25 protein-coding genes are annotated in these 24,429 nt (G+C 63.8%); 10 read left to right on the forward strand and 15 right to left on the reverse strand.

The annotated features are described in order from the left end of the window. Positions 1 to 21 precede the first annotated feature (21 nt). Positions 22 to 2,229, reverse strand: a complete 2,208-nt coding sequence (gene yccS / locus AC2VNO_RS08780; RefSeq protein ID WP_486933775.1) for a YccS family putative transporter — start codon at positions 2,227 to 2,229, stop codon at positions 22 to 24. 87 nt (positions 2,230 to 2,316) lie between these two features. Next, positions 2,317 to 2,919, reverse strand: coding sequence for a cyclodeaminase/cyclohydrolase family protein (locus AC2VNO_RS08785; protein WP_486933776.1), 603 nt, complete (start codon positions 2,917 to 2,919; stop codon positions 2,317 to 2,319). A gap of 145 nt (positions 2,920 to 3,064) precedes the next feature. On the opposite strand from AC2VNO_RS08785, the gene AC2VNO_RS08790 reads away from it, so the two are divergent. The 5 genes from AC2VNO_RS08790 (at position 3,065) to AC2VNO_RS08810 (ending at position 8,073) form a co-directional block, all read left to right on the forward strand. Further along, positions 3,065 to 3,886: a DUF3100 domain-containing protein gene (locus AC2VNO_RS08790; RefSeq protein ID WP_486933777.1), complete on the forward strand. Its 822-nt coding sequence runs from the start codon at positions 3,065 to 3,067 to the stop codon at positions 3,884 to 3,886. Continuing rightward, positions 3,873 to 4,373, forward strand: coding sequence for a hypothetical protein (locus AC2VNO_RS08795; protein ID WP_486933778.1), 501 nt, complete (start codon positions 3,873 to 3,875; stop codon positions 4,371 to 4,373). The genes AC2VNO_RS08790 and AC2VNO_RS08795 overlap by 14 nt, the downstream gene beginning before the upstream one ends. An 11-nt stretch (positions 4,374 to 4,384) precedes the next feature. Continuing rightward, positions 4,385 to 5,545: a M20 aminoacylase family protein gene (locus AC2VNO_RS08800; RefSeq protein ID WP_486933779.1), complete on the forward strand. Its 1,161-nt coding sequence runs from the start codon at positions 4,385 to 4,387 to the stop codon at positions 5,543 to 5,545. A 93-nt stretch (positions 5,546 to 5,638) separates the two neighbouring features. Continuing rightward, positions 5,639 to 6,526: an NAD(P)-dependent oxidoreductase gene (locus AC2VNO_RS08805; protein ID WP_486933780.1), complete on the forward strand. Its 888-nt coding sequence runs from the start codon at positions 5,639 to 5,641 to the stop codon at positions 6,524 to 6,526. After that, positions 6,523 to 8,073, forward strand: a complete 1,551-nt coding sequence (locus AC2VNO_RS08810; RefSeq protein ID WP_486933781.1) for an aldehyde dehydrogenase family protein — start codon at positions 6,523 to 6,525, stop codon at positions 8,071 to 8,073. Before AC2VNO_RS08805 ends, AC2VNO_RS08810 begins: the two co-directional genes overlap by 4 nt. Here the strand turns inward: AC2VNO_RS08810 and AC2VNO_RS08815 are convergent. The 4 genes from AC2VNO_RS08815 to AC2VNO_RS08830 all read right to left on the reverse strand — a co-directional run bounded on the left by AC2VNO_RS08815 (position 8,070) and on the right by AC2VNO_RS08830 (position 11,133). Further along, complete coding sequence (locus AC2VNO_RS08815; RefSeq protein WP_486933782.1) at positions 8,070 to 9,014, reverse strand: LysR family transcriptional regulator; 945 nt, start codon at positions 9,012 to 9,014, stop codon at positions 8,070 to 8,072. The genes AC2VNO_RS08810 and AC2VNO_RS08815 overlap by 4 nt on opposite strands. Positions 9,015 to 9,063: 49 nt before the next feature. Further along, positions 9,064 to 9,420, reverse strand: coding sequence for a hypothetical protein (locus AC2VNO_RS08820; RefSeq protein WP_486933783.1), 357 nt, complete (start codon positions 9,418 to 9,420; stop codon positions 9,064 to 9,066). A gap of 79 nt (positions 9,421 to 9,499) precedes the next feature. Further along, positions 9,500 to 9,778, reverse strand: a complete 279-nt coding sequence (locus tag AC2VNO_RS08825) for an HU family DNA-binding protein (RefSeq protein WP_010625919.1) — start codon at positions 9,776 to 9,778, stop codon at positions 9,500 to 9,502. A 194-nt stretch (positions 9,779 to 9,972) separates the two neighbouring features. Continuing rightward, positions 9,973 to 11,133: an FAD-dependent oxidoreductase gene (locus AC2VNO_RS08830; protein WP_486933784.1), complete on the reverse strand. Its 1,161-nt coding sequence runs from the start codon at positions 11,131 to 11,133 to the stop codon at positions 9,973 to 9,975. Between the two features lie 109 nt (positions 11,134 to 11,242). On the opposite strand from AC2VNO_RS08830, the gene AC2VNO_RS08835 reads away from it, so the two are divergent. The 4 genes from AC2VNO_RS08835 (at position 11,243) to phoR (ending at position 14,801) form a co-directional block, all read left to right on the forward strand. Continuing rightward, positions 11,243 to 11,797, forward strand: a complete 555-nt coding sequence (locus AC2VNO_RS08835; RefSeq protein WP_486933785.1) for a chorismate--pyruvate lyase family protein — start codon at positions 11,243 to 11,245, stop codon at positions 11,795 to 11,797. A 29-nt stretch (positions 11,798 to 11,826) separates the two neighbouring features. After that, positions 11,827 to 12,720: a 4-hydroxybenzoate octaprenyltransferase gene (gene ubiA / locus AC2VNO_RS08840; RefSeq protein WP_486933786.1), complete on the forward strand. Its 894-nt coding sequence runs from the start codon at positions 11,827 to 11,829 to the stop codon at positions 12,718 to 12,720. Positions 12,721 to 12,805: 85 nt separating this feature from the next. After that, positions 12,806 to 13,495, forward strand: coding sequence for a phosphate regulon transcriptional regulator PhoB (gene phoB, locus AC2VNO_RS08845; protein WP_486933787.1), 690 nt, complete (start codon positions 12,806 to 12,808; stop codon positions 13,493 to 13,495). A 1-nt stretch (position 13,496) separates the two neighbouring features. Then, positions 13,497 to 14,801, forward strand: a complete 1,305-nt coding sequence (gene phoR, locus AC2VNO_RS08850; protein ID WP_486933788.1) for a phosphate regulon sensor histidine kinase PhoR — start codon at positions 13,497 to 13,499, stop codon at positions 14,799 to 14,801. A gap of 62 nt (positions 14,802 to 14,863) precedes the next feature. Here phoR and AC2VNO_RS08855 read toward each other — a convergent pair whose 3' ends face one another. The 8 genes from AC2VNO_RS08855 to AC2VNO_RS08890 form a co-directional block, all read right to left on the reverse strand. Continuing rightward, positions 14,864 to 15,355, reverse strand: coding sequence for a hypothetical protein (locus AC2VNO_RS08855; protein WP_486933789.1), 492 nt, complete (start codon positions 15,353 to 15,355; stop codon positions 14,864 to 14,866). Next, positions 15,349 to 16,227, reverse strand: coding sequence for a type VI secretion system PAAR protein (locus AC2VNO_RS08860; protein WP_486933790.1), 879 nt, complete (start codon positions 16,225 to 16,227; stop codon positions 15,349 to 15,351). The genes AC2VNO_RS08855 and AC2VNO_RS08860 overlap by 7 nt, the downstream gene beginning before the upstream one ends. Positions 16,228 to 16,557: 330 nt before the next feature. After that, entirely contained in the window at positions 16,558 to 17,298 is a 741-nt protein-coding gene (gene cysZ, locus AC2VNO_RS08865; RefSeq protein WP_486933791.1) for a sulfate transporter CysZ, read from the reverse strand. Between the two features lie 22 nt (positions 17,299 to 17,320). Then, positions 17,321 to 18,046 (reverse strand): phosphate signaling complex protein PhoU, encoded by a 726-nt coding sequence (gene phoU / locus AC2VNO_RS08870; RefSeq protein WP_228574218.1) that lies wholly within the window; start codon positions 18,044 to 18,046, stop codon positions 17,321 to 17,323. 22 nt (positions 18,047 to 18,068) lie between these two features. Continuing rightward, the gene (pstB, locus tag AC2VNO_RS08875; RefSeq protein WP_486933792.1) at positions 18,069 to 18,884 is read right to left on the reverse strand and encodes a phosphate ABC transporter ATP-binding protein PstB; all 816 of its coding nucleotides are present in this window, start codon (positions 18,882 to 18,884) and stop codon (positions 18,069 to 18,071) included. Positions 18,885 to 18,900: 16 nt separating this feature from the next. Then, positions 18,901 to 20,484 (reverse strand): phosphate ABC transporter permease PstA, encoded by a 1,584-nt coding sequence (gene pstA, locus AC2VNO_RS08880; RefSeq protein WP_486933793.1) that lies wholly within the window; start codon positions 20,482 to 20,484, stop codon positions 18,901 to 18,903. Further along, complete coding sequence (locus AC2VNO_RS08885) at positions 20,481 to 21,617, reverse strand: ABC transporter permease subunit (protein WP_486933794.1); 1,137 nt, start codon at positions 21,615 to 21,617, stop codon at positions 20,481 to 20,483. Before AC2VNO_RS08885 ends, pstA begins: the two co-directional genes overlap by 4 nt. Before the next feature lie 43 nt (positions 21,618 to 21,660). After that, the gene (locus AC2VNO_RS08890; RefSeq protein ID WP_486933795.1) at positions 21,661 to 22,620 is read right to left on the reverse strand and encodes a phosphate ABC transporter substrate-binding protein; all 960 of its coding nucleotides are present in this window, start codon (positions 22,618 to 22,620) and stop codon (positions 21,661 to 21,663) included. Positions 22,621 to 22,772: 152 nt separating this feature from the next. On the opposite strand from AC2VNO_RS08890, the gene AC2VNO_RS08895 reads away from it, so the two are divergent. Beyond that, positions 22,773 to 23,180 (forward strand): acyl-CoA thioesterase, encoded by a 408-nt coding sequence (locus tag AC2VNO_RS08895; protein WP_486933796.1) that lies wholly within the window; start codon positions 22,773 to 22,775, stop codon positions 23,178 to 23,180. Positions 23,181 to 23,238: 58 nt separating this feature from the next. Here the strand turns inward: AC2VNO_RS08895 and AC2VNO_RS08900 are convergent, their stop codons facing one another. Beyond that, the gene (locus AC2VNO_RS08900; protein WP_228574230.1) at positions 23,239 to 24,327 is read right to left on the reverse strand and encodes a TRAP transporter substrate-binding protein; all 1,089 of its coding nucleotides are present in this window, start codon (positions 24,325 to 24,327) and stop codon (positions 23,239 to 23,241) included. Positions 24,328 to 24,429: the final 102 nt, after the last annotated feature.

Consider the following 24,429-nt stretch of genomic DNA (forward strand, 5'->3'; position numbering starts at 1 on the left):
TGCGAGTCAGCCCGGAGCGACCTAGCTGGCGGCAACCGCTGGTCGTTTGTCCGACTCGACCAGGCGGTTGGCGGCTTCGACCAGCGGTTCCATCAGGCTGGCAATCAGCAGCAGCTGAGTCTTCAGCGGCCGGTGCTCTCCCTCTTCCGCCCCCTCTGACACGTCTATCGGCTCGGCCGGAAGTCGTTCACGCCACTCTTCGCTCAATTCACTCATGCTAAGTGGCACGCGTCGGGCCAGAGCGTCCGCCAGTTGCCCCAGGGATTCGGCGATCTGCCGCGCAGCAGACAACAACGCCACATCGCTACCCGTAGGCTCGATCCGATGCCGGTGAGCCCCAAGCGCCGACAGGTAGCCCAGCAGGGTATGCGACAGCACCAGGAAACGAAAACCGTCGTCGGCGTACTGCCGCCGGTAGTGCTCGGGCTCCTGGAGCATGTTCGCCAGCAGCGTGGAGAGTGCTGCATCGGCATTGTGAGCGTCGCGCCGCGCCAGCCGATAGGCGAGGTCATCCCGCTTGCCGCTCTCGTACTGATGCAGGATCTCCTCGAGATAGCAGCGTCCGGCCAGCAGCGCCGCCGCGGCCTCGCGGTGCACTCCTCTCCCCTGCCAGTCGGGCAGGATGAGGAACACCGCAGCTCCGGCGATCATGGCTCCGATCAGGGTGTCGAACAGCCGCGGCCAGATCAGGTCGAAGCCGTCCCCCACCTGATTGAAACTGCACAGCACCAGCAGCGTGATGGCCGATGTGGCCAGTACATAGTGCTTCTCGCGGGCGGCGAAAAAGGTCACCCCGGCAAGCACTGCAATCATCGTCTGCAGCAAGGCGCCAGGAAACAGGGTGATCGAGACCCAGCCTGCCACCAGCCCCAGGATGGTGCCGATGATGCGCTGGGAGAGGAATCGCCGAGTGGCGGCGAAGTTGGGGCGGCAGACGAATAGCGTGGTGAGCAGGATCCAGAAGCCTTGGGTTGGCTGGATCAGGTGCAGCAAGCCATAGCCCGTGAGCAGGGCGATGGGCAGCCGGAGCGCGTGACGAAAAGTGGGAGAGCCCACCGTAAGGTTGAGGCGTATGCGTTCCCAGGCGTCTTTCACGCTTCCAGGCGACCGATCGAACAGGCTCGCATCGCCGGGGCTGGGGTCGCTGTCGGGATTGTGAGCCAGAACGAGTTGGCCCTCGAGAGTGGTGAGGTTGTCGGCCAAGGCGTTGAGTGGGCTCATCAGCTCACGCCATGCCGGGTTGCGCATGGCGCGCAGGTGATCGATGGAGGCGCGCAGATCGGACAGGGCCTGCTCGCTCTGATCGTGCTCGAAGGATTGGTTGAGCAGAAGCGCCTTGCCCAAGCGCTTGCACGCCTCTCCCTGCTGGTCGAGCAGGCGCTGACAGCGAAACAGCACGTCCTGGTGGAAAAAGGCTTCGGTCAATCGAGCATAGGGGTAGTGCGACGAGCTGGCACGCTCATGGATATCCTGGGCGATGAAATAGATGCGCAGATAGCGGTTGAGTTTGCCTTCGCCACGCTGCCCCTCGAGGCGTCGGAAAATGGTCTCCTTGGCCAGATTCAACGCATCCACCACCCGGCCGTTCTGACGCGCCAGGGCCAGCCGGCGCGCTTCGATGTCAACGCCACGCAACGGCTCGAACAGGGTGGCCTTGAGCATCAGGTACCTGCCCAGCTCGCGATAGAGCTGAGCCATGCTCTGCTTGACCGGCTGACGCGAGAAGAGCGCGCACCACAGCACCGAGATCACCCCGTACCAGGCCGCGCCGGAGAGAATGAGCAGCGTCTGCCCCCAGTCCCCCGCCTGCGGTACGCCGCCATGGTGCTCGATGTTGATCATGGTATAGATCGCCAGGATCAGCGTACCGGAAGCGATGGTGGCGTAGCGCTGCCCGATGGCGCCCAACATGATCAGTACGAAGGTCGAAAGCCCAAGCCCGAGGGCGAACAGCCAGGGCCAGGGAAACAGCCAGCGCACGATGAGCGCTGCCGCAGCGAAACAGAGCAGCGTAACTGCCAGCGCCTGCAGGCGGCCCTGCCAGCTATCGTCGGTTTCCGACAGCGCGCTGGCAATGATGCCGAGGAACAGCGGGATCACCAAGGCGATATCGGCCAGAGCCCAACTCAGCAGCAACGCCCCACTGAGAGCGATGAATACTCGCAGGCTGTAGGCGAACCTGTCCAACGTCCACAAACGTCTTAGCGATAGTGATAGCGAGGTCGGCATGGGTTCGTGCGCATTATCGTCGATGGAGGATGCACCTACTCTACCCATCCGTTCGACTTTCGTATATTGACGGAACGCCGTATCGACTCAACCCTCCACGCGCTCCAACAATGCGTCGGCCTCTGCCTGCAATGCATGACGTTCCTGCGCCAATACGTCACGCAGCGCTGCATCATCGATATCGGCAAGATTGTCGTCGAACCCGACCAGAACGGCAGCGAGCCCGGCATGCATGAGGCGTAACCCGGCTTGGGTGTCGCTCCGCAATCGTGCGCTCGTCAGCTCCAAAGCTTCCACACCCAGCGCCAGGCCGTCGCGACAGGCGCAGGCGATCTCCAGCGGTACGCGGCAGGTATTCTCGATGGCACGCGCCAATTGATCATGCCGACGGGCCTGTTCCGGCTTGGCGTGAGGCTGCTTCACGATCTCCAGATACCGCTCGAAAGCAGCAACATCGGCGTCGCCCAGACGCGCCAGGGTATCCCTCAGCTCGTCACCACGCTCGATCAGCGCGACCCGTACCGGCACTGACGCGTGGGCCTCGCTCAAGCGCAGCCCCTTGAGTACCAGCGCCAGCCCCAATCCCGCGCATACCGCTGCCGCAGCGCCGCAGCCCGGCATGGCGCGAGCCTCGATGGCATTGCGGAAATCCGTCAGCGACGCTTGCCAGATGCTACGTGAACGGTTCATGGCGCTCTCATTCGGACGCTACGCCTACAGCGTAGACCGCGACGCTGGACGCTGTGTATCAATAAACAGAACACCAAGCACCTACCATTAGTACGACACCCTTTTCGATACTCAGGAAGTCCCATAACATGACAAGGATAAACCGATGGACATGAAGCTATTGCTCAACTGGCGCCTTCACCTGACGGTGATACTGGCGTCGTTACTTGCCGAGTGGATCGGCATCCTGCGTATTCCTCTGGGTCCGGGAACGCTGCTGCTGCTGCCGCTGTTCTACGCTTTCATTATCGGCGTGCTATTCAATCCGCACCTTTTCTCGCGCATGCAGAAGATCATTCCCAAGCCGGTCAGCAATGCCGCCGGGCCGCTGATCCTGATCTCCATCCTGCCCTTCATCGCCAAGTTCGGCTCCACCATCGGACCGGCCATCGAGCAGATCATCGCCGCCGGTCCGGCCCTGATCCTGCAGGAGCTGGGCAATCTCGGCACCATGCTGCTGGCACTGCCCTTCGCCGTGCTGGTGCTGCGCATGGGGCGCGAGGCCATCGGCGCCACCTACTCCATCGCTCGCGAGCCCAACATCGCCATCATTTCCGACCGCTACGGCCTGAGAAGCCCCGAGGGCATCGGCATCATGGGCGTTTACGTGGTGGGCACCATGTTCGGTACGCTCTACTTCGCCCTGATGGCAGGCTATCTGGCCTCGCTGGACGTTCTCGACATTCGCGCCCTGGCCATGGCCTGCGGGGTAGGCAGCGGCAGCATGGTGGCAGCCTGCTCCGGCGCCCTGGCCGAAGCCGCTCCCCATCTGCGCGACGAACTGCTGGCCTTCTCCGGCGCCAGCAACCTGCTGACCTACGCCACAGGCCTCTACGTTTCCCTGTTCATCGCCCTGCCCACTGCCGAATGGCTCTACAAGCGCCTCGGCGGCGCCAAGTTCGAGGAGGTCCGCAATGAAACCCTCTGATACGACCGCACCCAACAACGGTTTCGACTCCTCCGCGCTGCAGGAGCTGCGCCCCGAGCAGCAGTTGGGCAAGACCGCGCTGCTGCTGGCCGTGGTGTGCGTGGCCGCCTGGATCGCCAACATCGTCAACGGTGCCCCGTTGCCTCAGGCACTGCCCGGCATGATCCTGCTCTACATCATGGTCATGATCGGACTGGCCATCGGCCGCTTCGTACCGTTCTACCTGCCCAGCGTGGCCTGGGTCTCGCTGGTCAGCATCGTCATGACGCTGCCGTTCTTCCCCGGCAACGCCTGGATCGTCGGCCAGCTCGCTCATGTGAACTTTCTTGCCGTGGTGACCCCGGTGCTGGCCTATGCCGGTCTGGCGCTGACCGGCCGCGAGTTCACCATGTTCCGCCAGACCGGCTGGAAGCTGGTGATCGTCTCGCTGCTGGTCTTCACCGGGACCTTCGTCGCTTCGGCATTCATCGCCCATCTGTTTCTTTGAGGAGCCCGTTCATGGATGACTGCCTGCTGCCGACACGAGAGCGTCTCACGGCTTGGCGCCATGATTTTCACCGCCATCCGGAAACTGCTTTCCAGGAGCACCGGACATCGGCCCGTATCGTCGAGCTGCTACGTCAGGCTGGCCTGGAGGTCGTCACCGGCTTGGGCGGCGGCACGGGCGTGGTGGCGATACTCGACGGCAGGCGCGGGCCCGGACGCGCCATCGGGCTGCGGGCCGACATCGACGCTCTCGACGTGACGGAGGCCAATGACTTCGCTCATGCCTCCCGTACGCCCGGCAAGATGCACGCGTGCGGCCATGATGGTCACACCACCATGCTGCTGGGGGCGGCCTGTGCCCTGGCGGCCGATCCCGACTTCGCCGGAAGGGTATATTTCATCTTCCAGCCGGCGGAAGAGAGCGAAGGTGGCGGCCGCGTGATGGTCGAAGAGGGCCTCTTCGAGCGCTTTCCCATGGACGCCGTGTATGGCCTGCACAACTGGCCCGGGCTCGCCGTGGGCGAAGCGGCCGTGCACGACGGTGCGGTGATGGCCGCCTTCGACGTCTTCACCCTGAGGCTCAGCGGGCGCGGCTGTCACGCCGCCATGCCTCATCTTGGCAGCGACACCATTCTGGCCGCCTGTCAGCTGGTCAGCCAGCTGCAGGGGCTGGTCAGCCGCGAGACGCCCCCCCACCAGAGTGCAGTGCTCAGCGTCACCCAGTTCCACGCCGGCGATGCCTTCAATGTGATTCCCGAGACGGTGGAGCTGCGCGGCACCCTGCGCTGCTTCGACGGCGAGCTGCGCGCCTATCTGGAACGACGCTTCCGCGATGCCGTCGATGCGCTGGCCGGCTTCCATGATCTAAGGGCCGAGCTCGACTATCAGTCGCGCTACCCGGCCACGATCAACGCGTCCGAGCACGCGGCACGCTGCGCCGAGGTACTCGAAACGCTGCCGGGCATCGCCCGGGTGCATCGCGACCTGCCGCCGAGCATGGCCTCGGAGGACTTCGCCTTCATGCTCGAGGCCTGTCCAGGCGCCTACATCTGGCTCGGCAACGGGTTGGAAAGCGCGGCGCTGCACAACCCGCGGTACGACTTCAACGACGCCATCACACCGCTCGGCGTGACCTACTGGCAGGCGCTGGTCAAGGCCCTGCTCGACGACTGAAGGCGACGCTATCCCCTATGCCTCCTGGCTGCGTCATGCCGCGGCCGGGTGAGGCGCGTCTGCCAGGGAACATACAGCTTCAGAGGAATGCCAATGAACATCTGCGTTATCGGCCTCGGCCAGATGGGCGGCAACATGGCCCTGACCCTGCAAGCCGCCGGGTTCAACGTCACCGGCAGCGACCTCTTCGACGAGGCACGCCAGCGTCTGGCCGCCCAAGGTCTTACCGTGGTCGCTCCCGAGCGGCTTCCGTCGAGCGACGTCTACCTGCTGTCGCTGCCCACCTCCGCACAGGTCCGGGAGGTGATCGAAACCTCGCCCGGGCTGCTCGACCTGGCGCCACAGGGCAGTGTCATCGTCGATACCTCCACCTCCGACCCGGTGGTCAGTCGTGAGCTGGCGGCCAAGATCCAGGCCGCCGGCCTGGCGTGGCTCGACGCCCCGGTGAGCGGCGGCCCCAAGGGGGCGGCAACAGGCAAGCTCGGCATGCTGCTCGGCGGCGAGTCGACCACCATCGAGCGTCTGGCACCGATGCTCGACGCGATGTCGGCCCGCTACACCCACGTCGGCGGGCCGGGCAGTGGCCATGTGGTCAAGCTGGCCAACAACTATCTCTGTGCCGCCCACCTGCTGACCACCGCCGAGGCAGTAGCCATGGCCGCTCGCGCCGGGGTCGATCCTGCGGCCTGCCTGGCCGGGCTCAACAGCGGTTCGGGACGCAGTGCGGTCAGCGAGGTCAACTTCCCCGAGTGGATTCTCTCCGGGCGCTTCGATTCCGGCTTCACCACCGGCCTGATGCGCAAGGACCTGCGCCTGGCCCGCGACGCCGCCGAGCGCCTGGACATGCCGCCGGGGCTGCTCGATGCCGTGGTCGAGGCGTGGCATGCCAATCCTGATCGTCCCGCCGATGGCGACGACTTCAACCGCATCGCCGGCGCGCTGCTGGCCGCCGCCATCTCCGCCGAGGAAGCCACGCAATGAACCGACTCAATCAACAGGCCCGGGAGCGTATCTCGGCGCTGCTCGATGGCTTCGCCCTGCAGGGCGAAACACCGCTTTCCAACTGGATCGACGGTACCGCCTGCCCGGGCGAAGGCGAGACGATCAGGCTGATCGATCCTGCCACCGCCGAGCCGCTGCTCAAGTACCGCGATGCCGGCCCGGCCCTGGTCGAGCGCGCCGTCGTCGCCGCTACGCGAGCGCAGCAGGCGTGGATGGCACTCACCGCCAGCGAGCGCGGCCGGCGCATGAACGCCGCCGTACGTGGCCTGGAAGGCCATGAGGAAGCCCTGGCCCAGCTCGAGAGCGTGGTGGCCGGCAAACCGATCCGCGACTGCCGCGGCGAAGTGGGCAAGGTGCGCGAGATGTTCGAGTACTACGCCGGCTGGTGCGACAAGCAGCATGGCGAGGTGATCCCGGTGCCCACCAGTCACCTCAACTACGTGCGTCATGTCCCTTACGGCGTAGTGGGCCAGATCACGCCGTGGAACGCGCCGATGTTCACTTGTGCCTGGCAGCTCGCTCCCGCCATCGCCGCCGGCAACGGCGTCGTGCTCAAGCCTTCGGAGCTCACCCCCTTCACCTCGGTGGTGATCGCCCGGCTGCTGGAGCAAGGCGGCCTGCCCGAGGGGCTGGTCAATATCGTCAATGGGTTGGGGCCGAGCACCGGCAAGGCCCTTACCGACAGCGAGGGCATCAGCAAGCTGGTGTTCGTCGGCTCGCCCCAGAGCGGACGCATGATCGCCGAGGCCGGTGCCCGGCGGCTGGTGCCCAGCGTACTGGAGCTGGGCGGCAAGTCGGCCAACATCGTCTTCGCCGACGCCAGGCTCGACGCCGCCGTGGCCGGCGCACAGGCAGCGATTTTCGCCGCGGCAGGCCAGAGCTGTGTGGCCGGCTCGCGACTGCTGGTTCAACGCGAGGCCTTCGCCGAGATGACCGAGCGGCTGGCGCGTGCCGCGGCCGAAATCGCCGTTGGCCTGCCCAGTGACGAGGCGACCCGCATGGGACCACTGCAGAACGCCCGCCAGTACGCCCACGTCACGCGCATGATCGACGCTGCCGTGGCCGCCGGAGCGCGGGTGATCGTCGGCGGTAGCCGCCCGGCGGGGCTGCCCGAAGAGGCTCAGGGCTACTTCCTAGCACCGACCGTGCTGGTCGACGTCACCCCGGAAATGGAGATCGCGCGCGAAGAGGTGTTCGGCCCGGTGCTGGTGGCAATGCCCTTCGACGACGAAGCGGATGCCGTGCGCCTCGCCAACGCCACCCGCTTCGGTCTCGCCGGCGCGGTGTGGACCCAGGACCCGGCGCGCGCGCACCGTGTCGCCGGCCAGCTGCGTGCCGGTACGGTATGGATCAACGGCTACAAGGCGATCAGCGTGATGTCGCCCTTCGGCGGCTTCGGCGACAGCGGCTTCGGTCGCTCCAGCGGCCTCGACGGCCTGCGTGAGTACACCCTGCCGCAGAGCGTATGGGTGGAGACCGCCACTGACGCCAGCGTGGCAATGGGTTACGGCAGCGGCGTGGGTTAAGGTCGCACCTCGTCCGGGGCTTGTGCCGGATCGACGCCTTGGAAGGCCTGCATCCAGCGCTGCAGATGGCGCAGCAGCAGAATGCTGGCCTTGGGCTGCTGGCGGCCGATGCGGGTGACCATGTGGGCCTGGGAGCGCTGGAACAGCGGGTCGTCGACGGGGCGCGCCACCAGGCGCCCCTCGGCCAGGTCGGCAGCCACGGCAAAGGCCGGCAGCAGGGTGATGCCCATGCCGCTGCGCACGTACTGGGCCAGGATGGCCATGGAGTTGGTGTTCATGGCCATGCGCGGCCGCAGCCGCGCCTGATGGAACGCCTCGTCCACCATCTGGCGTACCTGATGGCTGGGGTCCCACATCGCCATGGGTGCCTCGCTCAGCTGAGCCAGGGTCAGGGGTCGCGTCTCTGCGGCCAGCAGATGGTCAGGCGGCAATATGGCCATCAACGGCTGCGGGCTCGATACCCAGAAACGCAGCTGGTGATGGGTGCGCTCATGAAACATCAGGCCGATATGCGCCTGCTCGTCGATGATCGCCTCGATGATGCCCGAGGTGCCGGCCAGGTGGATGTCGATCTGAATACCGGTATAACGCTCGGTGAATTCGCGCAGCGGCTTGGCCACCAGATCGCCGACGAAGCCTTCTCCCACTACCAGCGCAACGGTGCCGGTCTCCAGCCGCTGGTAGGCTTCCAGCGAGGCGACGAAGCTCTCATCCAACGCACCGCGGCGCTCGCAGTACTCCAGCAGCATCTCGCCCACCGGGGTGAGCCGGATACCGGTGCGTTTGCGCTCGAGCAGCGTAGCGCCCAGCGCATCTTCCAGCAGCATGATCTGGCGGCTCACCGCCGATGGGGCGATATCCAGGCGTGCGGCGGCCTGGCGAACCGAGCCCGACTCCAGGGTGACTCTGAAATAGACCAGACGCTGGTGGGGAATATCCACGTCATGTTTCGCCGACTAAAGGCTCGCTGGTACGTGATACGGTGCGGAATCAAAGATGCTTGAGCAGCTTCTGCAGCTTCTTGAGATCGGCCGAGTCGCCCACCAGACGCACCTTGCCGGCCATCATGCCGTCGAGAAAAGCCTGTTGGGTCGGCTTGCGCAGTACCCGAATGGCGGTGGCTTCGTCATCGAAGCGCAGCTCGAGATCGAGATCCACCGGCAGCCCGGCGCCGACCTGAATGGCTTCCGGCGACATGCGGTAGTGGCGGGCAATGGAGATATCTTCGGTGGCGATGCCCCAGTCGAGACTGCGCGTCTCGGAGAGCAGTTGGCGAAAGCGCGGCTTGCGACGCAGCGCGCGTTTCAGCATCCACCCAAGCAGCCAGAGCATCAAACGCAGCTTCATGTCGAATCCGTTTCGAGCAGGTGGAGTGGTACCGCGGCCTGACGAGGCAGGCCGCGCCGGGTGTGGATCCGATGTCGGATCACCCCTTGCCGACGGCGTCCTTGAGTCCCTTGCCCGGCTTGAAGGCAACGGTCTTGCTGGCCGGGATGGCCAGCGGCTGGCCGGTCTGCGGGTTCTTGCCGGTGCGAGCGGCACGCTCACGCACGGTGAAGGTACCGAAACCGATCAGGGAAACGTCCTGCCCCTGGGCCACGCTGCCGGTGATTTCGTCGAGGATGACGTTGAGCACCTGGCTGGCTTTGTCCTTGGATAGCTCCGCACGCTCGGCAATTGCCGCGGCAAGTTCTGGCTTACGCATACAGCCCTCCTGGTATTGGCTATATCCCGGCGAAAGTGCCGGTCTTTTGTTATTCACGTTCGTATCGAGTTGGTGACGCCTGTCACTCTCCCGGAGAGCCCGTTCCCTTGTCTGGATCTTCCCCTGCTCCTGGAGCGGCAAGCGTGGCGGTCATCGCGCGTCGAGCTGTCAAGCCGGCCGAAACGATGACGACACTAGCCTAGCAACGGCGGCGTGGCCCGCGCCAGCTCAACTTTCCGCTTCACGCAGCTTCCTGTCAACGCAAAGCCGATCAAACGTTCGTCTTGGTCTTCGGCGAAGGCCGCCAGGTCATGTCCCGTCCCTTCGACCCGCCAGCGCGCCGGGGTCTGCAGAGGCGGCATGGCTACCACCGGCAACAAGGGTGTCTTGACCAGCACCGGCCAAGCGCCGTAACTCACCGGCGTGGGTGTGCCACAGAGCGTGCGCGCCAAGGCCTTGGCGCCGGCCTGCAGTGGCTGTACGTACATGGCATTGACCCCATCCACACAGGCCACGTCGCCCAGCGCGAAAACACCCTCAATAGAGCTCTGCAGGTAGCGGTCGACCTGGATGCCGGCAGCCCCGGCCTCGATGCCTGCCGCTCGCGCCAGCTCGATACGCGGCTGCAAGCCGGTGGCGAGCAGTACCAGATCGGCTTGGACGCAGCTGCCGTCTTCGAGTGAAAGCCCCACGTCACTACCGCTCTGCGCCAGCCGCCGAATGCCGTGGCCCAGATTCAACACCATGCCGGCCTCGACGAAGGCTTCCCCCAGCGCCCTCCCCAGGGGGTCGGGCAGCAGGCGCGATAACGGCGCCTTCTCCGGTGCGATCAGCGTCACTTCATGGCCGCCAGCGGTGAGGTCGTTGGCGAATTCACAGCCCACCAGGCCGGCACCCACGATGGCCACCCGCGCAGGCCGGCCCAGCATTCCCAGCGTGGAATGAAAGCGCCGGTAGTCGTCCAGGTCGTTGATGCTGAATACGCGTCCCACGATCTCGTCGGGCAGGGTGAATGGCATGGCGGGGGCAGCGCCCGTGGCCAGCACCAGTTCGCTCCAGGCCAGGCGTTCGTCGCCGATGACTAGAACTCGCTGCTGGGTGTCGATGCTTGTAACGCGGGTATGGGTTCGCACCACTGCGCCCAGTTGGTCGGCCACGTCCAGAGCTGTGCGTGCTGCCAGCCGCTGCGGTGGCAGGCGCTTGGCGAAGCCGGTGGAGAGCAGCGGCTTGGAGTAGTCGTCACCGCTATCGGCAGTGATCAGCGTCACGGGGCGCTCGGTGTCCAGCGCGCGTATCTGTTTGAGCAGGCCGATGCCTGCCATGCCGGAACCGATGATGATCAGGGGAGCGGTCATGGGGCTCCTTGATGGCTTACGGAGCCGTCGTTTCGTGCCACGGCTCGGTCAGGTTTCGTGAAGACCGCATGTTACACTATGCGCCCCTAGTTCGACCCGGAGAGTGCAGGTGACTCACCTCACGGCGCGCCACGGCCACCCCCACCTGTCCCTACCCTGGCGCCCCTTGGCCGCGGGCCGGCCGGCCATGAGCCCCGACTGGTGGGCATGGGTCGCCACCCGCGACTCGCTCACAGCACGGCTCATCGAGGCCGGCACCGGCCGCACCTTCCGCGTGCGCCTGCTCGATCAGCGTCTGGGGCGACCGCGGCCCGACGAGGCTCACGCCCTGGGCCTGCCCCTCGACCGCCTGGCTTGGCTGCGTGAAGTCGCACTATGTCTGGACGAACGGCCCTGGGTGGTGGCCCGTTCGGTGGCGCCGCTGGCACAGCTACGCGGACAGCGTCTCGAGCGACTGGGCGAGCGCTCTCTGGGTAGTTGGCTGTTTCGTCAGCCCGGTCTCGAGCGCGGCCCCATCGAGATTACCGCCGCACCGGCCCCCTTCCATCCCCTGCCCGGTCCTTGGGGGCGGCGCTCCGTGTTTCGCCACCGCCGCTTTGCGGTGCTGGTGCAGGAGTTCTTTCTCGATACGATGGCGGATGAACTGGGACTGGCAACACGCTAGGATGACCGGCATCGAATGAGGAGACACCGATGGATCGCTCCCTGATGCGCCCCAAGGGGCTGGCTCGCCTGCCCGATTTCCTGCACCTCATGCGGCTGGATCGCCCTATCGGCACCTGGCTGTTGATGTGGCCGACGCTGTGGGCTTTGTGGGTCGCTGCCGCCGGTATCCCGGAGCGGCACCTGCTGCTGATATTCGTGGCCGGCGTCTACCTGATGCGTGCCGCTGGCTGCGTGATCAACGATTACGCCGACCGTCACTTCGATGGCCACGTCAAACGCACCAAAAACCGCCCGCTGGCCACCGGACGCATCAGCGAACGCGAAGCCAAGTCGCTGTTCGTGATCCTGGTGGCGGCGGCCTTCGTGCTGGTGCTCTTCACCAACCTCTTTACCGTGATGCTCTCCCTGGTGGGCGTGGTGCTCGCCTTCATCTATCCCTTCATGAAGCGCTACACCCACCTGCCGCAAGCGTTCCTCGGTGCTGCCTTCTCCTGGGCCATTCCCATGGCCTTCGGCGCGGTGCTGGGCCACGTGCCGCTGGAAGCCTGGCTGCTGTTCGCCGCCAACGTCGCCTGGACCGTGGCCTACGACACCCAATACGCCATGGTCGACCGGGACGATGACCTGAGGATCGGGATCAAATCCACCGCGGTGCTGTTCGGCCGTGCCGACCGCGCCATGATCGGTCTGCTGCAGCTGGTTACCCTGGGGCTGCTGGGTTGGGCCGGGTTGCGCCTGGGGCTCGGCGTGTTCTTCTGGCTGGGGCTGGCGGGCATGGCAGCGACCTTTCTGCACCAGCAGGTTCTGATCCGAGGCCGTGAACGGGAACGCTGCTTCCAGGCCTTTCTCAACAACCACTGGTCGGGCCTGCTGGTTTTCGCCGGCATTGCGCTGAGTCTATGGCCGGCAGCGGGCCTGTAGCGCAGCGCTAGCGGCAGTGTCACGCAAATGTCATGATGCCATGGTGAGATCGTCACCGACCCGTCACTGACCGCGAGGCTTCGGGATGACCGCCAAGACCGTTCTTATCGTCGACGACGAAACGCCGATTCGCGAGATGATCGCGGTGGCGCTGGAGATGGCCGACTATCGCGTGCTGGAGGCTGCCAACGCCCAGAGCGCCCACGCCATGATCGTCGACAACCAGCCCGACCTGCTGCTGCTGGACTGGATGATGCCCGGCACCAGCGGCATCGAGCTGGCACGCCGCCTGAAGCGTGAGGAAGCCACCCGCGAACTGCCCATCATCATGCTCACCGCCAAGAGCGAAGAGGACAACAAGATACTGGGCCTCGAAGCCGGGGCCGACGACTACATCACCAAGCCCTTCTCACCGCGGGAACTCGTGGCCAGGCTCAAGGCGGTGCTGCGACGCACCACCCCCAAGGGCGTCGAGGAGCCGGTAGAGGTGGACGGTCTGATGCTCGATCCCGTCAGCCATCGGGTCAGTGCCAACGGCCGTGCGCTGGAAATGGGGCCTACCGAGTATCGTCTGCTGCAATTCTTCATGACCCATCAGGAGCGGGCCTACACACGTAGCCAGCTGCTCGATCAGGTGTGGGGCGGCAACGTTTACGTCGAGGAGCGCACCGTGGACGTGCATATTCGTCGCCTGCGCAAGGCGCTGGGCGATGCCCACCAGCATCTGGTACAGACCGTGCGCGGTACCGGCTACCGATTCTCCAGCAAGGGCTGACGTGCGCCTCTGGAGCCATGAACTCTGGCGCCTCGGCCTGCTTGCCATTGCCGGGCTCGTTGTCGGCTGGCTGTTATCAGTCCCTTGGCTCGGGTTTGCCGTCGGTATTGCCCTGCGCCTGGCCTACCATCTACGACAGCTGCATGCCCTGCGCCGTTGGCTCGCGCGTAATCCCCACAGCGAACCACCCGCGGCCACCGGTCTGTGGGGCGATCTGTTCGATCGCCTCTACCGCTATCAAAAAGGCCAGCGCCACACCCAGCATCGTCTACAGACGACCCTGAAGCGCATTCAGGAATCCTCGGAAGCGATGCGCGACAGCGTGGTCATGCTCGACCCCCATGGCGACCTGGAGTGGTGGAACAGTGCCGCCGAGCGCATGCTGGGACTCAAGGCCGCACATGACCGAGGCCAGCACATCACCAACCTGATTCGCGACCCGCGCTTCGTTACCTATTTCAATTCACGTGATTACCGCGAGCCGCTGACGCTGAGTTCGCCGGTCAGCGAGCGCATGGTGCTGCAGTTCCAGATCACCCTCTATGGAGACGACGAACGCCTGGTGATGGCCCGCGACATTACCCGGCTGCATCGCCTGGAGGAGATGCGCCGCGACTTCATCGCCAACGTCTCCCATGAGCTGAGAACCCCCTTGACGGTGCTGGCAGGTTACCTCGAGACCTACGCTACCTACGCCGAGCAGCTTCCGCCGCGGCTGGCGCAAGGACTGAGTCGCATGCAGGAGCAGACCAGCCGTATGCAGAATCTGGTCAACGACCTGCTGCTGCTGTCGCGCCTTGAGATAGACCGCGGTGGAGAGGACCATTCACCCCTGGCCATGGCCACGCTGCTCGAGGAAGTGCGCCGCGACGCCGAGGCGCTAGCGGGAGGCCGTCAGCAGGTGAGCGTCGAGGTGGCTGAGCCCAGCCGGCTAGTCGGCAGCGATACCGAGATACACAGCGCGCTTTCCAACCTTGCCTTCAACGCGGTGCGCTACACTCCGCCGGGCAGCCAGGTCGTGCTGCGCTGGAAGAAGCACCCCAAGGGGGCATGCCTGGAGGTGGCAGACGATGGTGAGGGCATCGACCCGGTGCATATTCCCCGCCTCACCGAACGCTTCTATCGGGTCGACAAGGGTCGCAGCAGCGAAACCGGCGGCACCGGCCTAGGGCTTGCCATCGTCAAGCACGTGCTGCTGCGCCACGACGCCTATCTGGAAATCGAATCCCACCCCGGCCAGGGCGCGCTGTTCCGCTGCGTCTTCCCCGCTGAACGGCTGGTGGCGGCCGAAACCGTGACCAACTGAGATAGAGCGGCTCCGGTGAAGGCAGCGTTTAGACGGAATCCGCACCACATCGCCACAGCCTCTCATGTCTCGTCATCTTCGACTTTGGGCTCTCGCTCCAACCGATAGAACCAGCCATCGATAAAAGCCCACAGTTCATCGTCGACGAATTCGAATGACAAACGCGCTCCATCCTGTGCTGAAGGAACGATATCGAGCGTGACAATGGTGTTCCTATCGACCCCGAAGCCGTAAAAATTCCCCCACCTTTCTGACGGAGCCGCCACCTCCCCCTCTTCCTGACGTTGGGAATGGCAAGCCACCTCGTAGCTCGGTGCTTCGTAGTTAACTTCATTCCAGAGGGAAAAAGCATGCTCAGTCACTCTGGTACTTTCCCCGATGCGCCGTTCTGCTTCCTCCGGAGAGGTCAGGCCCCCGCGATAGCGAGCGATCTCGGTAGTGATGTATTCACCCACAATGTCTTGCAGGCTTGGGCAGTCGCAATTAGCCAATGCATCCGGTTGAGCAAAGCTCAGGGAAACCGGAAGAAAAAACAGCAGGGACTTTTTCACCATCTTTCATAAATTCCTTGTGAATACATTTTCCACTCGGCAGCCCGTCTGTTTACCAAACCACGATTGACGACACCCTGAGATCTATTCCAAGCCTTCCAGGCTTCCTCCAGGGTGGGGTAAGGAGTAACAGCCCAAGGATCGTTCATCAGCTTGACCACAGATGAAGAGGAAAAGGCACCAATACCGATGTTGTACGCAAGCATGACAGCGGCATCGAATTGATGCTGAGCCAATGGGATTTCTACCGATCCGTTCACTGCCCTGACGAATGGAGCCAAGTCTTCTTCAAAGAGGCGCTCGGCTTGCTCACGATCGATCCCCTCACGATATAAATCCCATTCGGCCTCGGAAACAAGATGGCCGTAACCAATCGTGGCACCTTTCACCCAAGAGGTGATGTCACGCCCGGTCTGGTCGTCGTAGGGCATTAAACGCAGTTGCTCGACATCTTTCAGCCACTGCTTTCCAGCTTCGCTCATGGCGAGGGCTTCTGTTTGCGTATCAGATCTTTCAGTGGGAATTGTAACTGCGTTAGTTGAAAGGGCCGGCCCTACAGCAGTAGATGACGGCGCTCCCGCGGACGAATCATCTGCTACTGCGCTGGCGCTTCCAATCACCACGCCACCACAACTCACAGCGTGGCTGGTGAGTGCCGCCGGCTTGCCATCTACAAGAATGGTATCCGCACCTTCACTGATGAAGCGCGGATGAGCGGGATGGTTGGACTTCTCATGTGGCGCCAGGGGGTCGCCCAAGCGCGCCACCGATTTGCCATCAATCAGTACGGTAGGACTCCCGGCGGTGACCGGGGACGGTGGAAAGCCATCATGGCCGGTGCCGATATCACCCACGAGCACGAGTTTTCTGCTCATACCTCGTTCTCCTTGCTATGCGGCCGCCGCCACACTTACTCCGCAGACACCTCAGCCTGGCGATGACGCCGTTCATGACGCTACCCAGAGAACCACTTTAGATTTGGGTGTAACAGGGGAGTCAGCATTGGGCTGCTGCTTACATGTCATGGATGCCCCTAAAGGCATTCAGCAAGAGCAGAAAGCATGCCCGAAAAAATAAATATTAATAAAAACAGACAGGTAATTAAAAATCCGCGCAAAGGAAAAATTTAATTAGGCTAAAAATTGCCCGCGACGGGAAATTTTTTGCTCCCTGAGCAACATGTTACCTAATTTTAATTAATCTATTTATCGCACATGCGAGTCGGGAACCATCACACTACCCCGATAGTGGCTGTCCCACATCAGCACGGCGCCGGCGACGGCACCCGGAAGCAGGAAGAGATTGGCCAGGGGAATCCAGGTGATCAGCGTCACCCAGCCGCCGAAGGTGAGGGTTTGCCAGGAGTGCAAGCTGAGGCGGCGACGCATGTCGGCGAAGCTCACCTTGTTGTTGTCCATGGGGTAGTCGAGGTAGGTGATCGCCATCATCCAGGCCGAAAAGAGGGCCCAAAGGAAAGGGGCGAATACGTTTAGCGCGGGCACCCAACTGAGCATGAACAGCGCCACTGCACGCGGCAGGATATAGCCGAGCTTGACCAGCTCACGCCCCAGGGCATCCACGGCGGTGCGTGCCAGACCGCGGTCGTCCAGCGGCGGGCGGCCTGTCACGATGACTTCGACCTTGGCCGCCAGGAAGCCGTAGAAGGGCGCTGCGATCAGGTGGGTCACTAGGGTGAAGGTAAAGAAGACGATCAGCGCCAGACTCACCACGAACAGCGGCCAGATTAGCCATTCCAGCCAGCCGAGCCAGGCCGGCACCAGCGCCATCCAGGCCTCGAGCCAGCCGCCGAAACCGCTTACCACGTAGTAGAGCATCACCGTGTAGACCGTCAGGTTGACGGCAATCGGCGCGTAGACGTAGCGACGCAGGCCGCGACCGTAGACCAGCCGCGTCCCGCGATTGAGAGCCGTGAAGGCGTCCAGCATCCGTATCCTCTTGCGGTGACAGTTACTTGCGCTTCAAGGCATCCTCGTCGATCTTGTTCGGATCCATATGGCGGATGTCGAGCCCCTTGACCAAGTAGATCACGTACTCGGCGAGATTGTCGGCATGATCGCCGACCCGCTCCAGGGCACGCAATATCCACATCACGTTGAGCACCGGGCCGATGGCACGACTGTCCTCCATCATGAAGGTCATCAGCGAGCGCATCGCACTGCTGTACTCGTCGTCCACCGACTCGTCCTCATGCACGACCTGCAAGGCCAATTCGGTATCGAAGCGGGCGAAGGCGGTCAAGGCATCGCGCAGCATACCCCGTACATGCTCGCTGATATGGCGAACCTCTACCAGGCCGCGCACATTGTTTCCGTTATCGATCAGGGTCAGGGCGTTGCGTGCGATCTTGCTCGCCTCGTCACCGATGCGCTCGAGGTCGGCGGTAGCGCGTATCACCGCCAGCACCAGACGCAGGTCGGAGGCGGCCGGCTGACGCCGAGCCAGCACCCGAGTACATTCATCGTCGATCTTGAGCTGCATTTCGTTGACGTCGCGGTCGCGGTCGCGAACCTTCTCGGCCAGGCGGCTGTCGCCCTCGAGTAGCGCCTGGATTGCCTCCTGCACCTGTTGCTCGACCAGTCCACCCATGGTCATCAGTTGGGTCTTGAGGGCTTCCAGTTCCTGGTTGAACTGGCGGGATATGTGCTGGCTGTGGGTTTCACTGGTGATATCCATCTTGCACTCCTCGGGCGGCCTTTCAAGCCATGCGGCCGGTAATGTAATTCTCGGTACTGCGCAGGCTGGGGTTGGTGAACAGGGTATCGGTGGGAGCGTATTCCACTAGCTGCCCGTCCTGCAGAAAGGCGGTGTAGTCGGAGACCCTCGCCGCCTGCTGCATGTTGTGGGTAACCAGTATCAATGTGAGCTGCGATTTCAGGCTGCGAATCAGCTCCTCTATCTTGAGCGTGGAGATCGGATCCAGCGCCGAGGCCGGCTCATCGAGCAGCAACACCTCAGGGCGTACCGCCAGCGAACGGGCAATGACCAGGCGCTGCTGCTGTCCACCGGATAGCGACCAGGCCGAAGCGCGAAGGCGATCCTTCACCTCGTCCCACAGCGCCGCAGACTGCAGCGCCCACTCGACGATGTCGTCCATGCGCCGGCGCGTCAGTCCGCCCTGCAGACGCAGGCCGAAGGCCACGTTCTCGTAGATCGACATGGGAAACGGGTTGGGCACCTGAAACACCATGCCAACCCTCCGACGCAGTTCGTCCACGGCCACCTCGGGCGCGTGAATGTCCTCGCCTTCGAGCAGTATCCTGCCTTCATGACTCACATCCTCATTGAGGTCGTGAAGACGGTTAAGCATGCGCAGCAGCGTCGACTTGCCGCATCCCGATGGACCGATGAATGCCGTGACGCGATGGCGCGGCACCCGCAACGAAATGTCGCGCAGCGCAGGTTTACCATGATAGGCCAGACTCAGCCCCTCGAGCTGAAAGCAGCTGACGTCCGGGGCGAATGCGATGATCGAGCCCTGAGCGGTTGGCTGGAGTCGCGGCGGTGTGTTCATCGTTCGGCGTTCCTCATCATGGACGCGACTGCACGTCGTGACGCGCGCGTAAATAATGACGCAGGAATATGGCAGTCAGGTTAAGCACCAGTATTACCATGACCAGCAGCAGCGCCGTGGCATAGACCAGCGGCAGCGCCGCCTGTACATCGTTGCCGTGAAAGGCCGTATCGAAGATGTGATAGCCGAGGTGCATGAACTTGCGATCGAGATGGAGGAAAGGAAACTCGGTGTCCACCGGCACCTGAGGTGCCAACTTGGCCACCCCAACCAGCATCAGCGGTGCGACTTCACCGGCGGCGCGCGCCACGGCCAGGATCACGCCGGTGAGCATGGCCGGTACCGCCATTGGCAGCACCACTCGCGTGAGAGCCTCCAGACGCGTGGCGCCCAGTGCCAGTGCGCCCTCGCGCTGCTGTACCGGAATCCGCGCCAGGCCCTCTTCGGTGGCTACGATCACTACCGGCAAGGTCAGCAGCGCCAGCGTCAGCGAGGCCCACAGCAGCCCCCCGGTACCGAAGGTCGGCGAAGGCAGCGATTCGCTGAAGAACCATTCATCCAGTGAGCCACCGATACCGTAGACGAATACCCCCAGACCGAACACGCCATAGACGATCGAAGGCACCCCCGCCAGATTGCGCACGGCGATGCGCACGAGATTGGTCAGCCGTCCCTGATGCGCCACCTCGTTGAGATAGACCGCCGCCAGCACGCCGAAGGGCGTGACCAGTAGCGACATCAGCAGCACCATCAGCACGGTTCCGAAGATGGCCGGCCATACTCCCCCCTCCGTATTGCCGTCCCGCGGCCCCTCGGAGAGAAAACGCCAGACCCCCTGCGCCCAGGCCGCTACTTTCTCACCGATTGACATGCCGTTGGGTTGCCAGGCGCGAAGCACATCATCGAGCGGCTGGACCAGCCGGCGGCCATCGGCGCTTTCGAGCAGCGCCACTCGGTTGCGCATGGCCTGCTGCAGCTGACGCACGCGCTCGTTGGCTTCGGCCAGCGCCTGGCGTGCTGCCGTGTCGTCCGGCCTGTCGTCCAGTCGCCGGATCAGCGGCCGCAGCAGTTCCCTGCGCAATCGCTCGCGCTCGCCGCGCAGGTCGTGAAGCGCGGTCAGCTGTTCCTGCAGGCTGGCCCAGGCCGCTTCCTGGGTCTGGGCGATCGGCAGGCTATCGGTTTCACCCACTGCTAGCAGCCGACCGATGAAATGGCCGTGTCGACGGCGCTCCAGCACCACCAGATCGGCAGGTCGCTCGCTGGCCACGATGGCATCGACCGGCAGCCAGTGCCACACATGACCATCGAGGTCGCGATTGCCGGTGAAATAGAGTCGCTCTCGCCCGGCCTCTCCCCCCAGCGGTAGCTCGCGTACGGCGCGGCCTGCAAGCATGCGACCGTCATCGAGTTCGACCAGCACGACTGACGCCGGCCAGAAGTGCCCCAGGCCGCGAGTAGCAAGCAATAACAGCAAACCACCCAGCATCAGTAGCGACAGCGCCACGCTGCCCGCGGCCAGCCAGGCCCATGGCCCCTCCGTTCGCGGCAGGCGCCGCTGCGAGAAGGGCAGCCAGGCACTAATTGGCGAATACCTGCTCATGCGGCGCCACCACCGATCCAGCGATAGCGCCGCCGCAGACGGCTTCGCACCACTTCGGCCAGGGTATTGACCAGGAAGGTAAACAGAAACAGCAGCAGTGCCGCCAGCATCAGCAGCGCATAGGCTTCACTGCCGGGCACGGCCTCGGGCAATTCGACGGCGATTCCTGCCGCCATGCTACGCATGCCCTCGAACGGACTGAAGCTCATCAGGGCAGCGTTACCACTGGCCATCAGCACGATCATGGTTTCGCCCACGGCCCGTCCGGCGCCGATCATGACGGCCGCAAAGATGCCGGGCGACGCCGCCGGCAGCACCACCCGCCACAGGGTCTGCCAGCGCGTCGCTCCCAGCGCGTGAGCACCCTCGCCAAGTCGTCCGGGCACGCCTGAAAGGGCATCCTCGGCCAGGGCATAGATGCTTGGCATCACGGCAAAGCCCATGGCCAGGCCCACGATCATGGCGTTGCGTGTGGCGTAATCGAGGCCCAGTTCGCGATCCAGCCAGAGGCGTAGATTGCCGTCGAACAGCAGCCTCTCGACCCCGGGCGATAGCCAAAAGGTCATCAGCACCAGCAGCAACAGCCAAGGGACCAGCCACAGCCCGGCACGAGACAGCGGCAGCTGCCGCCGCCAGAGAGACGGCAGCCGGCGCCACACGCCGGCCGCAAGCAGCACCCCCAGAGGCAGCATCAGCAGAAGTGTCAGCGCTCCGGCCAGATGGCGCTCGACCCAGGGGGCCAGGATCAGGCCGGCCACGAAGCCGACCACCACCCCCGGCATGGCTTCCATCATCTCCAGGGTGGGCTTCATGCGGCTGCGCAGTCGCTGGGTCATGAACAACGCGGAATGTATGGCGGCCCCCAGTGCCAAGGGCACGGCAAAGACCATGGCCCACAGCGCCGCCTTCAGCGTTCCCCAGGCCATTGGCGTCAGGGCGGTACGCACCCGCTGCGCCTCCAGCCTCCCCCCAAGCAGCGCCGGCAGCACCTCGACGACGAGAAAGGCACCTATCGCCATGAGGGCGAGGATCACGCCAATGCCGCCCGCAGCAATCATCCCCGTGGCCAGCCGATCGAACCATCGGCGCCAGGGAGATCGGGTAGCGGAATGAAGACGTGAGGGTTCTATCATGTTCGGCAGCCTATAGCGGCTTGATGACAATTGCGTGACAGCCTCAAGGTAGCGGGTCGAGCCCCAAACGCAGGCGCTGGTCCTTCAGCAGTCGCTCAGACAGCGCGACGAAACCCAGCTCCACCACCGTCTGCTGCCCCTGCGGGGACAGTACCAGTTCCAGCAGAGCCCGCTCCGGTCCGGAAAGCGTGTCATCGGGGGGTAGATTGACATAGAGATAGAGCGCACGACCCAGCGGATACTCACCCTGGCGGACCGGTTCGGCGTGCGGAAAATGCAGACGGCCATCGCGGTCTTCAATGGAAAGCGGCTTCACACCAGGTGTCAGATGATTCAGGCCGACATAACCAATGGCTTCCAGGCTCTCGGTCACCGCTGCCACCACCGCCGCCGACCCCGGATGCTCGTTGAGTCGGGGGCTGTAGTCTCCGCCACAGAGTGCCTGCTGGCGAAACAGGCCGAAGCTGCCGGAGGCAGGGTTGCGTCCGTTGAGTTCGATCTGTCCCGCTCGGCCAGCAATACCCAGCTGCTCCCAGCGCACAATGGCCTGGTCGGCACCGCAGCGCCGCGAGGTCGAAAAGATAGCGTCCAGCTCATCGAGGCGCAGCGACTCGAGCAAGTGGTGGCGGTGCACGATGACCGCCAAGGCGTCCCGCGCCACCTCCACTTCCACCGGCGCATAACCCTGCCGCTCGATAAAGGATTGACGCTCCGATTCGCTCATCGGTCGTGACATCGGCCCGAGACGCGTGGTGCCGGCCACCAACGCCGGTGGCGCACTGGCAGAGCCGCCGGCCTGGAGTTGCAAGCGAATGCCGGGGTGTTGCTCGCTGAGCTGTTCGCCCCAGCGCAGCATCAGCCCGGCCATGGTGTCCGACCCCACGATACCCAGCGTGCCGAGTGGCTCATCGGCCTGGGCATTGGCCATCACCAATGCCAGCACGAACGCCATGCAACCTTGCAGCAGCCTGGGCCGGCTCAGGGTCTTGCCGGAAGCGATCATAATGGACTCCTTACGGGTGCTAGGCAGCATATCGCTCAGGCCGGCTCGCTGCAGCGCTGGTGAGGGCAGAGCTTGGCGTATAAGATGGCGCTCTGCTATCGCTGCAACGCAATACCGCCACCCACAACAACAAGCCGAGCTTACGACATTCCATGACCGACCTCGACGATGTTCCCGCTCCCCAGGGACAACTGACTCTCAAACTACTGGCCAACCGGCAGGATACCAACCTCTATGGGGACATTCCCGGAGGCTGGCTGGTAAGCCACATGGATCAGGCCGCCGAACTCGCTGCGGGACGTGAGGCTCACGGCCGCACCGCTACCGTCGCCATCGAGACCATGGATTTCCTGTGTCCGGTACGAGTCGGTTCGATGGTCAATATCTTCACCGCGGTGCGCGAAATCGGCCACAGCTCGATCAAGATCGACGTCGAAGTATGGATTCGCCAGCCTCAAGAACGTGAGAATAGCGAACTCCACAAGGTGACCGAAGCCCGCTTCGTGATGGTGGCGCTCGACGACAAGGGGCGCATCCGCGCAGTACGCCAGGCCGGGTGACCTCACAACGCAACGAGGGCGCCACCGGGCGCCCTCGTTACGGTATTACTCTCGCCGATCAGGTGACGACGGTGTCACGCGTCTTCAGGTATTCGAACTCACCCACGTCGCTGAACGGGCGCAGCAGCGCCTGGAAGGCGCTATATGATTCGTAGACCTTGGCCGAGTCGGGGTCATTTTCCACCTGCTGCTGAATGACCCGCTGCGAGGATTCGTACAACGCCTCGATCACGTCCTGCGGGAAGGAACGCAGCTGAACGCCATGTTCTTCCACCAGTGTGGCCAGGGCCTGAGCGTTGCGATAGGCGAACTCGCTGATCATGCTCAGGTTGGAGGCCTTGGCCGCTTCGCGCACCACGTCCTTGAGGTCGTCGGGCAGAGCGTTCCAGGCGTCCAGGTTGACGGTACCCTCGAGCACGGCGGTGGGCTCGTTCCACGGAGAGGTGTAGTAGTAGTCCGCCACCTGATGCAGCCCGAAAGCCATATCGTTATAGGGTCCGACCCAGTCGGCGGCATCGAGTACGCCGGTCTGCATCGAAGTGAAGATCTCTCCCCCCGGCATGTTCACCGTGGTCACGCCGATACCGTTCATGGCCTCGCCGGCCAGGCCCGGCAGACGCAGGCGAATGCCCTGCATGTCGGCCAGGGAGTTGATCTCGCGCTTGAACCAGCCGGCCATCTGCGCGCCGGTGTTGCCTACCGGGAACGGCTTGAGGTTGTGTTTGGCGTAGATCTCGTCCCACAGCTCCTGGCCGCCGCCATGATAGAGCCACGCATTCATTTCGGTGGTGTTCATGCCGAAGGGCACGGCGGTGAAGAACTGCGATGCGGCCACCTTGCCACGCCAGTAGTAGGCAGCGGAATGGCCCATTTCGGCAGTGCCGGCAGCAACGGCGTCGAACACCTCCATTGCCGGTACCAGCTCGCCCGCGCCGTGTACGCGAATACGCATACGACCGTTGGAGAGCTGTTCGATGCGCTGAGCGAACTCGTTGGCACCTGTGCCCAGGGCAGGGAAGTTGGTCGGCCAGGAGGTGACCATGTCCCAGGTGATGGTGTCCTGCGCCTTGGCAGTGGAAACGAAAGGCGCGGCGGCGACGCCGGCGGCACCGATGCCGACGGTCTTGAGAAATTTACGGCGTTGCATGCGTGCATGACTCCGGGTGGTTGTTCTGAGTCGCGTCTTATCAAGCTCAGCGCGATGTGTCCGCCTGTGAGTATGCTTAAAGCCAATTTTGGCAGCAAGCAC

The organism is Halomonas sp. TH-94, from assembly GCF_057473365.1.

What these genes read in the sequence shown, in the direction of transcription:
- yccS (WP_486933775.1), bottom strand. Translation starts at nt 2,229, where the DNA reads ATGCCGACCTCGCTATCACTATCGCTAAGACGTTTGTGGACGTTGGAC.
- AC2VNO_RS08785 (WP_486933776.1), bottom strand. Translation starts at nt 2,919, where the DNA reads ATGAACCGTTCACGTAGCATCTGGCAAGCGTCGCTGACGGATTTCCGC.
- AC2VNO_RS08790 (WP_486933777.1), top strand. Translation starts at nt 3,065, where the DNA reads ATGGACATGAAGCTATTGCTCAACTGGCGCCTTCACCTGACGGTGATA.
- AC2VNO_RS08795 (WP_486933778.1), top strand. Translation starts at nt 3,873, where the DNA reads ATGAAACCCTCTGATACGACCGCACCCAACAACGGTTTCGACTCCTCC.
- AC2VNO_RS08800 (WP_486933779.1), top strand. Translation starts at nt 4,385, where the DNA reads ATGGATGACTGCCTGCTGCCGACACGAGAGCGTCTCACGGCTTGGCGC.
- AC2VNO_RS08805 (WP_486933780.1), top strand. Translation starts at nt 5,639, where the DNA reads ATGAACATCTGCGTTATCGGCCTCGGCCAGATGGGCGGCAACATGGCC.
- AC2VNO_RS08810 (WP_486933781.1), top strand. Translation starts at nt 6,523, where the DNA reads ATGAACCGACTCAATCAACAGGCCCGGGAGCGTATCTCGGCGCTGCTC.
- AC2VNO_RS08820 (WP_486933783.1), bottom strand. Translation starts at nt 9,420, where the DNA reads ATGAAGCTGCGTTTGATGCTCTGGCTGCTTGGGTGGATGCTGAAACGC.
- AC2VNO_RS08825 (WP_010625919.1), bottom strand. Translation starts at nt 9,778, where the DNA reads ATGCGTAAGCCAGAACTTGCCGCGGCAATTGCCGAGCGTGCGGAGCTA.
- AC2VNO_RS08830 (WP_486933784.1), bottom strand. Translation starts at nt 11,133, where the DNA reads ATGACCGCTCCCCTGATCATCATCGGTTCCGGCATGGCAGGCATCGGC.
- ubiA (WP_486933786.1), top strand. Translation starts at nt 11,827, where the DNA reads ATGGATCGCTCCCTGATGCGCCCCAAGGGGCTGGCTCGCCTGCCCGAT.
- phoB (WP_486933787.1), top strand. Translation starts at nt 12,806, where the DNA reads ATGACCGCCAAGACCGTTCTTATCGTCGACGACGAAACGCCGATTCGC.
- AC2VNO_RS08855 (WP_486933789.1), bottom strand. Translation starts at nt 15,355, where the DNA reads ATGGTGAAAAAGTCCCTGCTGTTTTTTCTTCCGGTTTCCCTGAGCTTT.
- AC2VNO_RS08860 (WP_486933790.1), bottom strand. Translation starts at nt 16,227, where the DNA reads ATGAGCAGAAAACTCGTGCTCGTGGGTGATATCGGCACCGGCCATGAT.
- cysZ (WP_486933791.1), bottom strand. Translation starts at nt 17,298, where the DNA reads ATGCTGGACGCCTTCACGGCTCTCAATCGCGGGACGCGGCTGGTCTAC.
- phoU (WP_228574218.1), bottom strand. Translation starts at nt 18,046, where the DNA reads ATGGATATCACCAGTGAAACCCACAGCCAGCACATATCCCGCCAGTTC.
- pstB (WP_486933792.1), bottom strand. Translation starts at nt 18,884, where the DNA reads ATGAACACACCGCCGCGACTCCAGCCAACCGCTCAGGGCTCGATCATC.
- pstA (WP_486933793.1), bottom strand. Translation starts at nt 20,484, where the DNA reads ATGAGCAGGTATTCGCCAATTAGTGCCTGGCTGCCCTTCTCGCAGCGG.
- AC2VNO_RS08885 (WP_486933794.1), bottom strand. Translation starts at nt 21,617, where the DNA reads ATGATAGAACCCTCACGTCTTCATTCCGCTACCCGATCTCCCTGGCGC.
- AC2VNO_RS08890 (WP_486933795.1), bottom strand. Translation starts at nt 22,620, where the DNA reads ATGATCGCTTCCGGCAAGACCCTGAGCCGGCCCAGGCTGCTGCAAGGT.
- AC2VNO_RS08895 (WP_486933796.1), top strand. Translation starts at nt 22,773, where the DNA reads ATGACCGACCTCGACGATGTTCCCGCTCCCCAGGGACAACTGACTCTC.
- AC2VNO_RS08900 (WP_228574230.1), bottom strand. Translation starts at nt 24,327, where the DNA reads ATGCAACGCCGTAAATTTCTCAAGACCGTCGGCATCGGTGCCGCCGGC.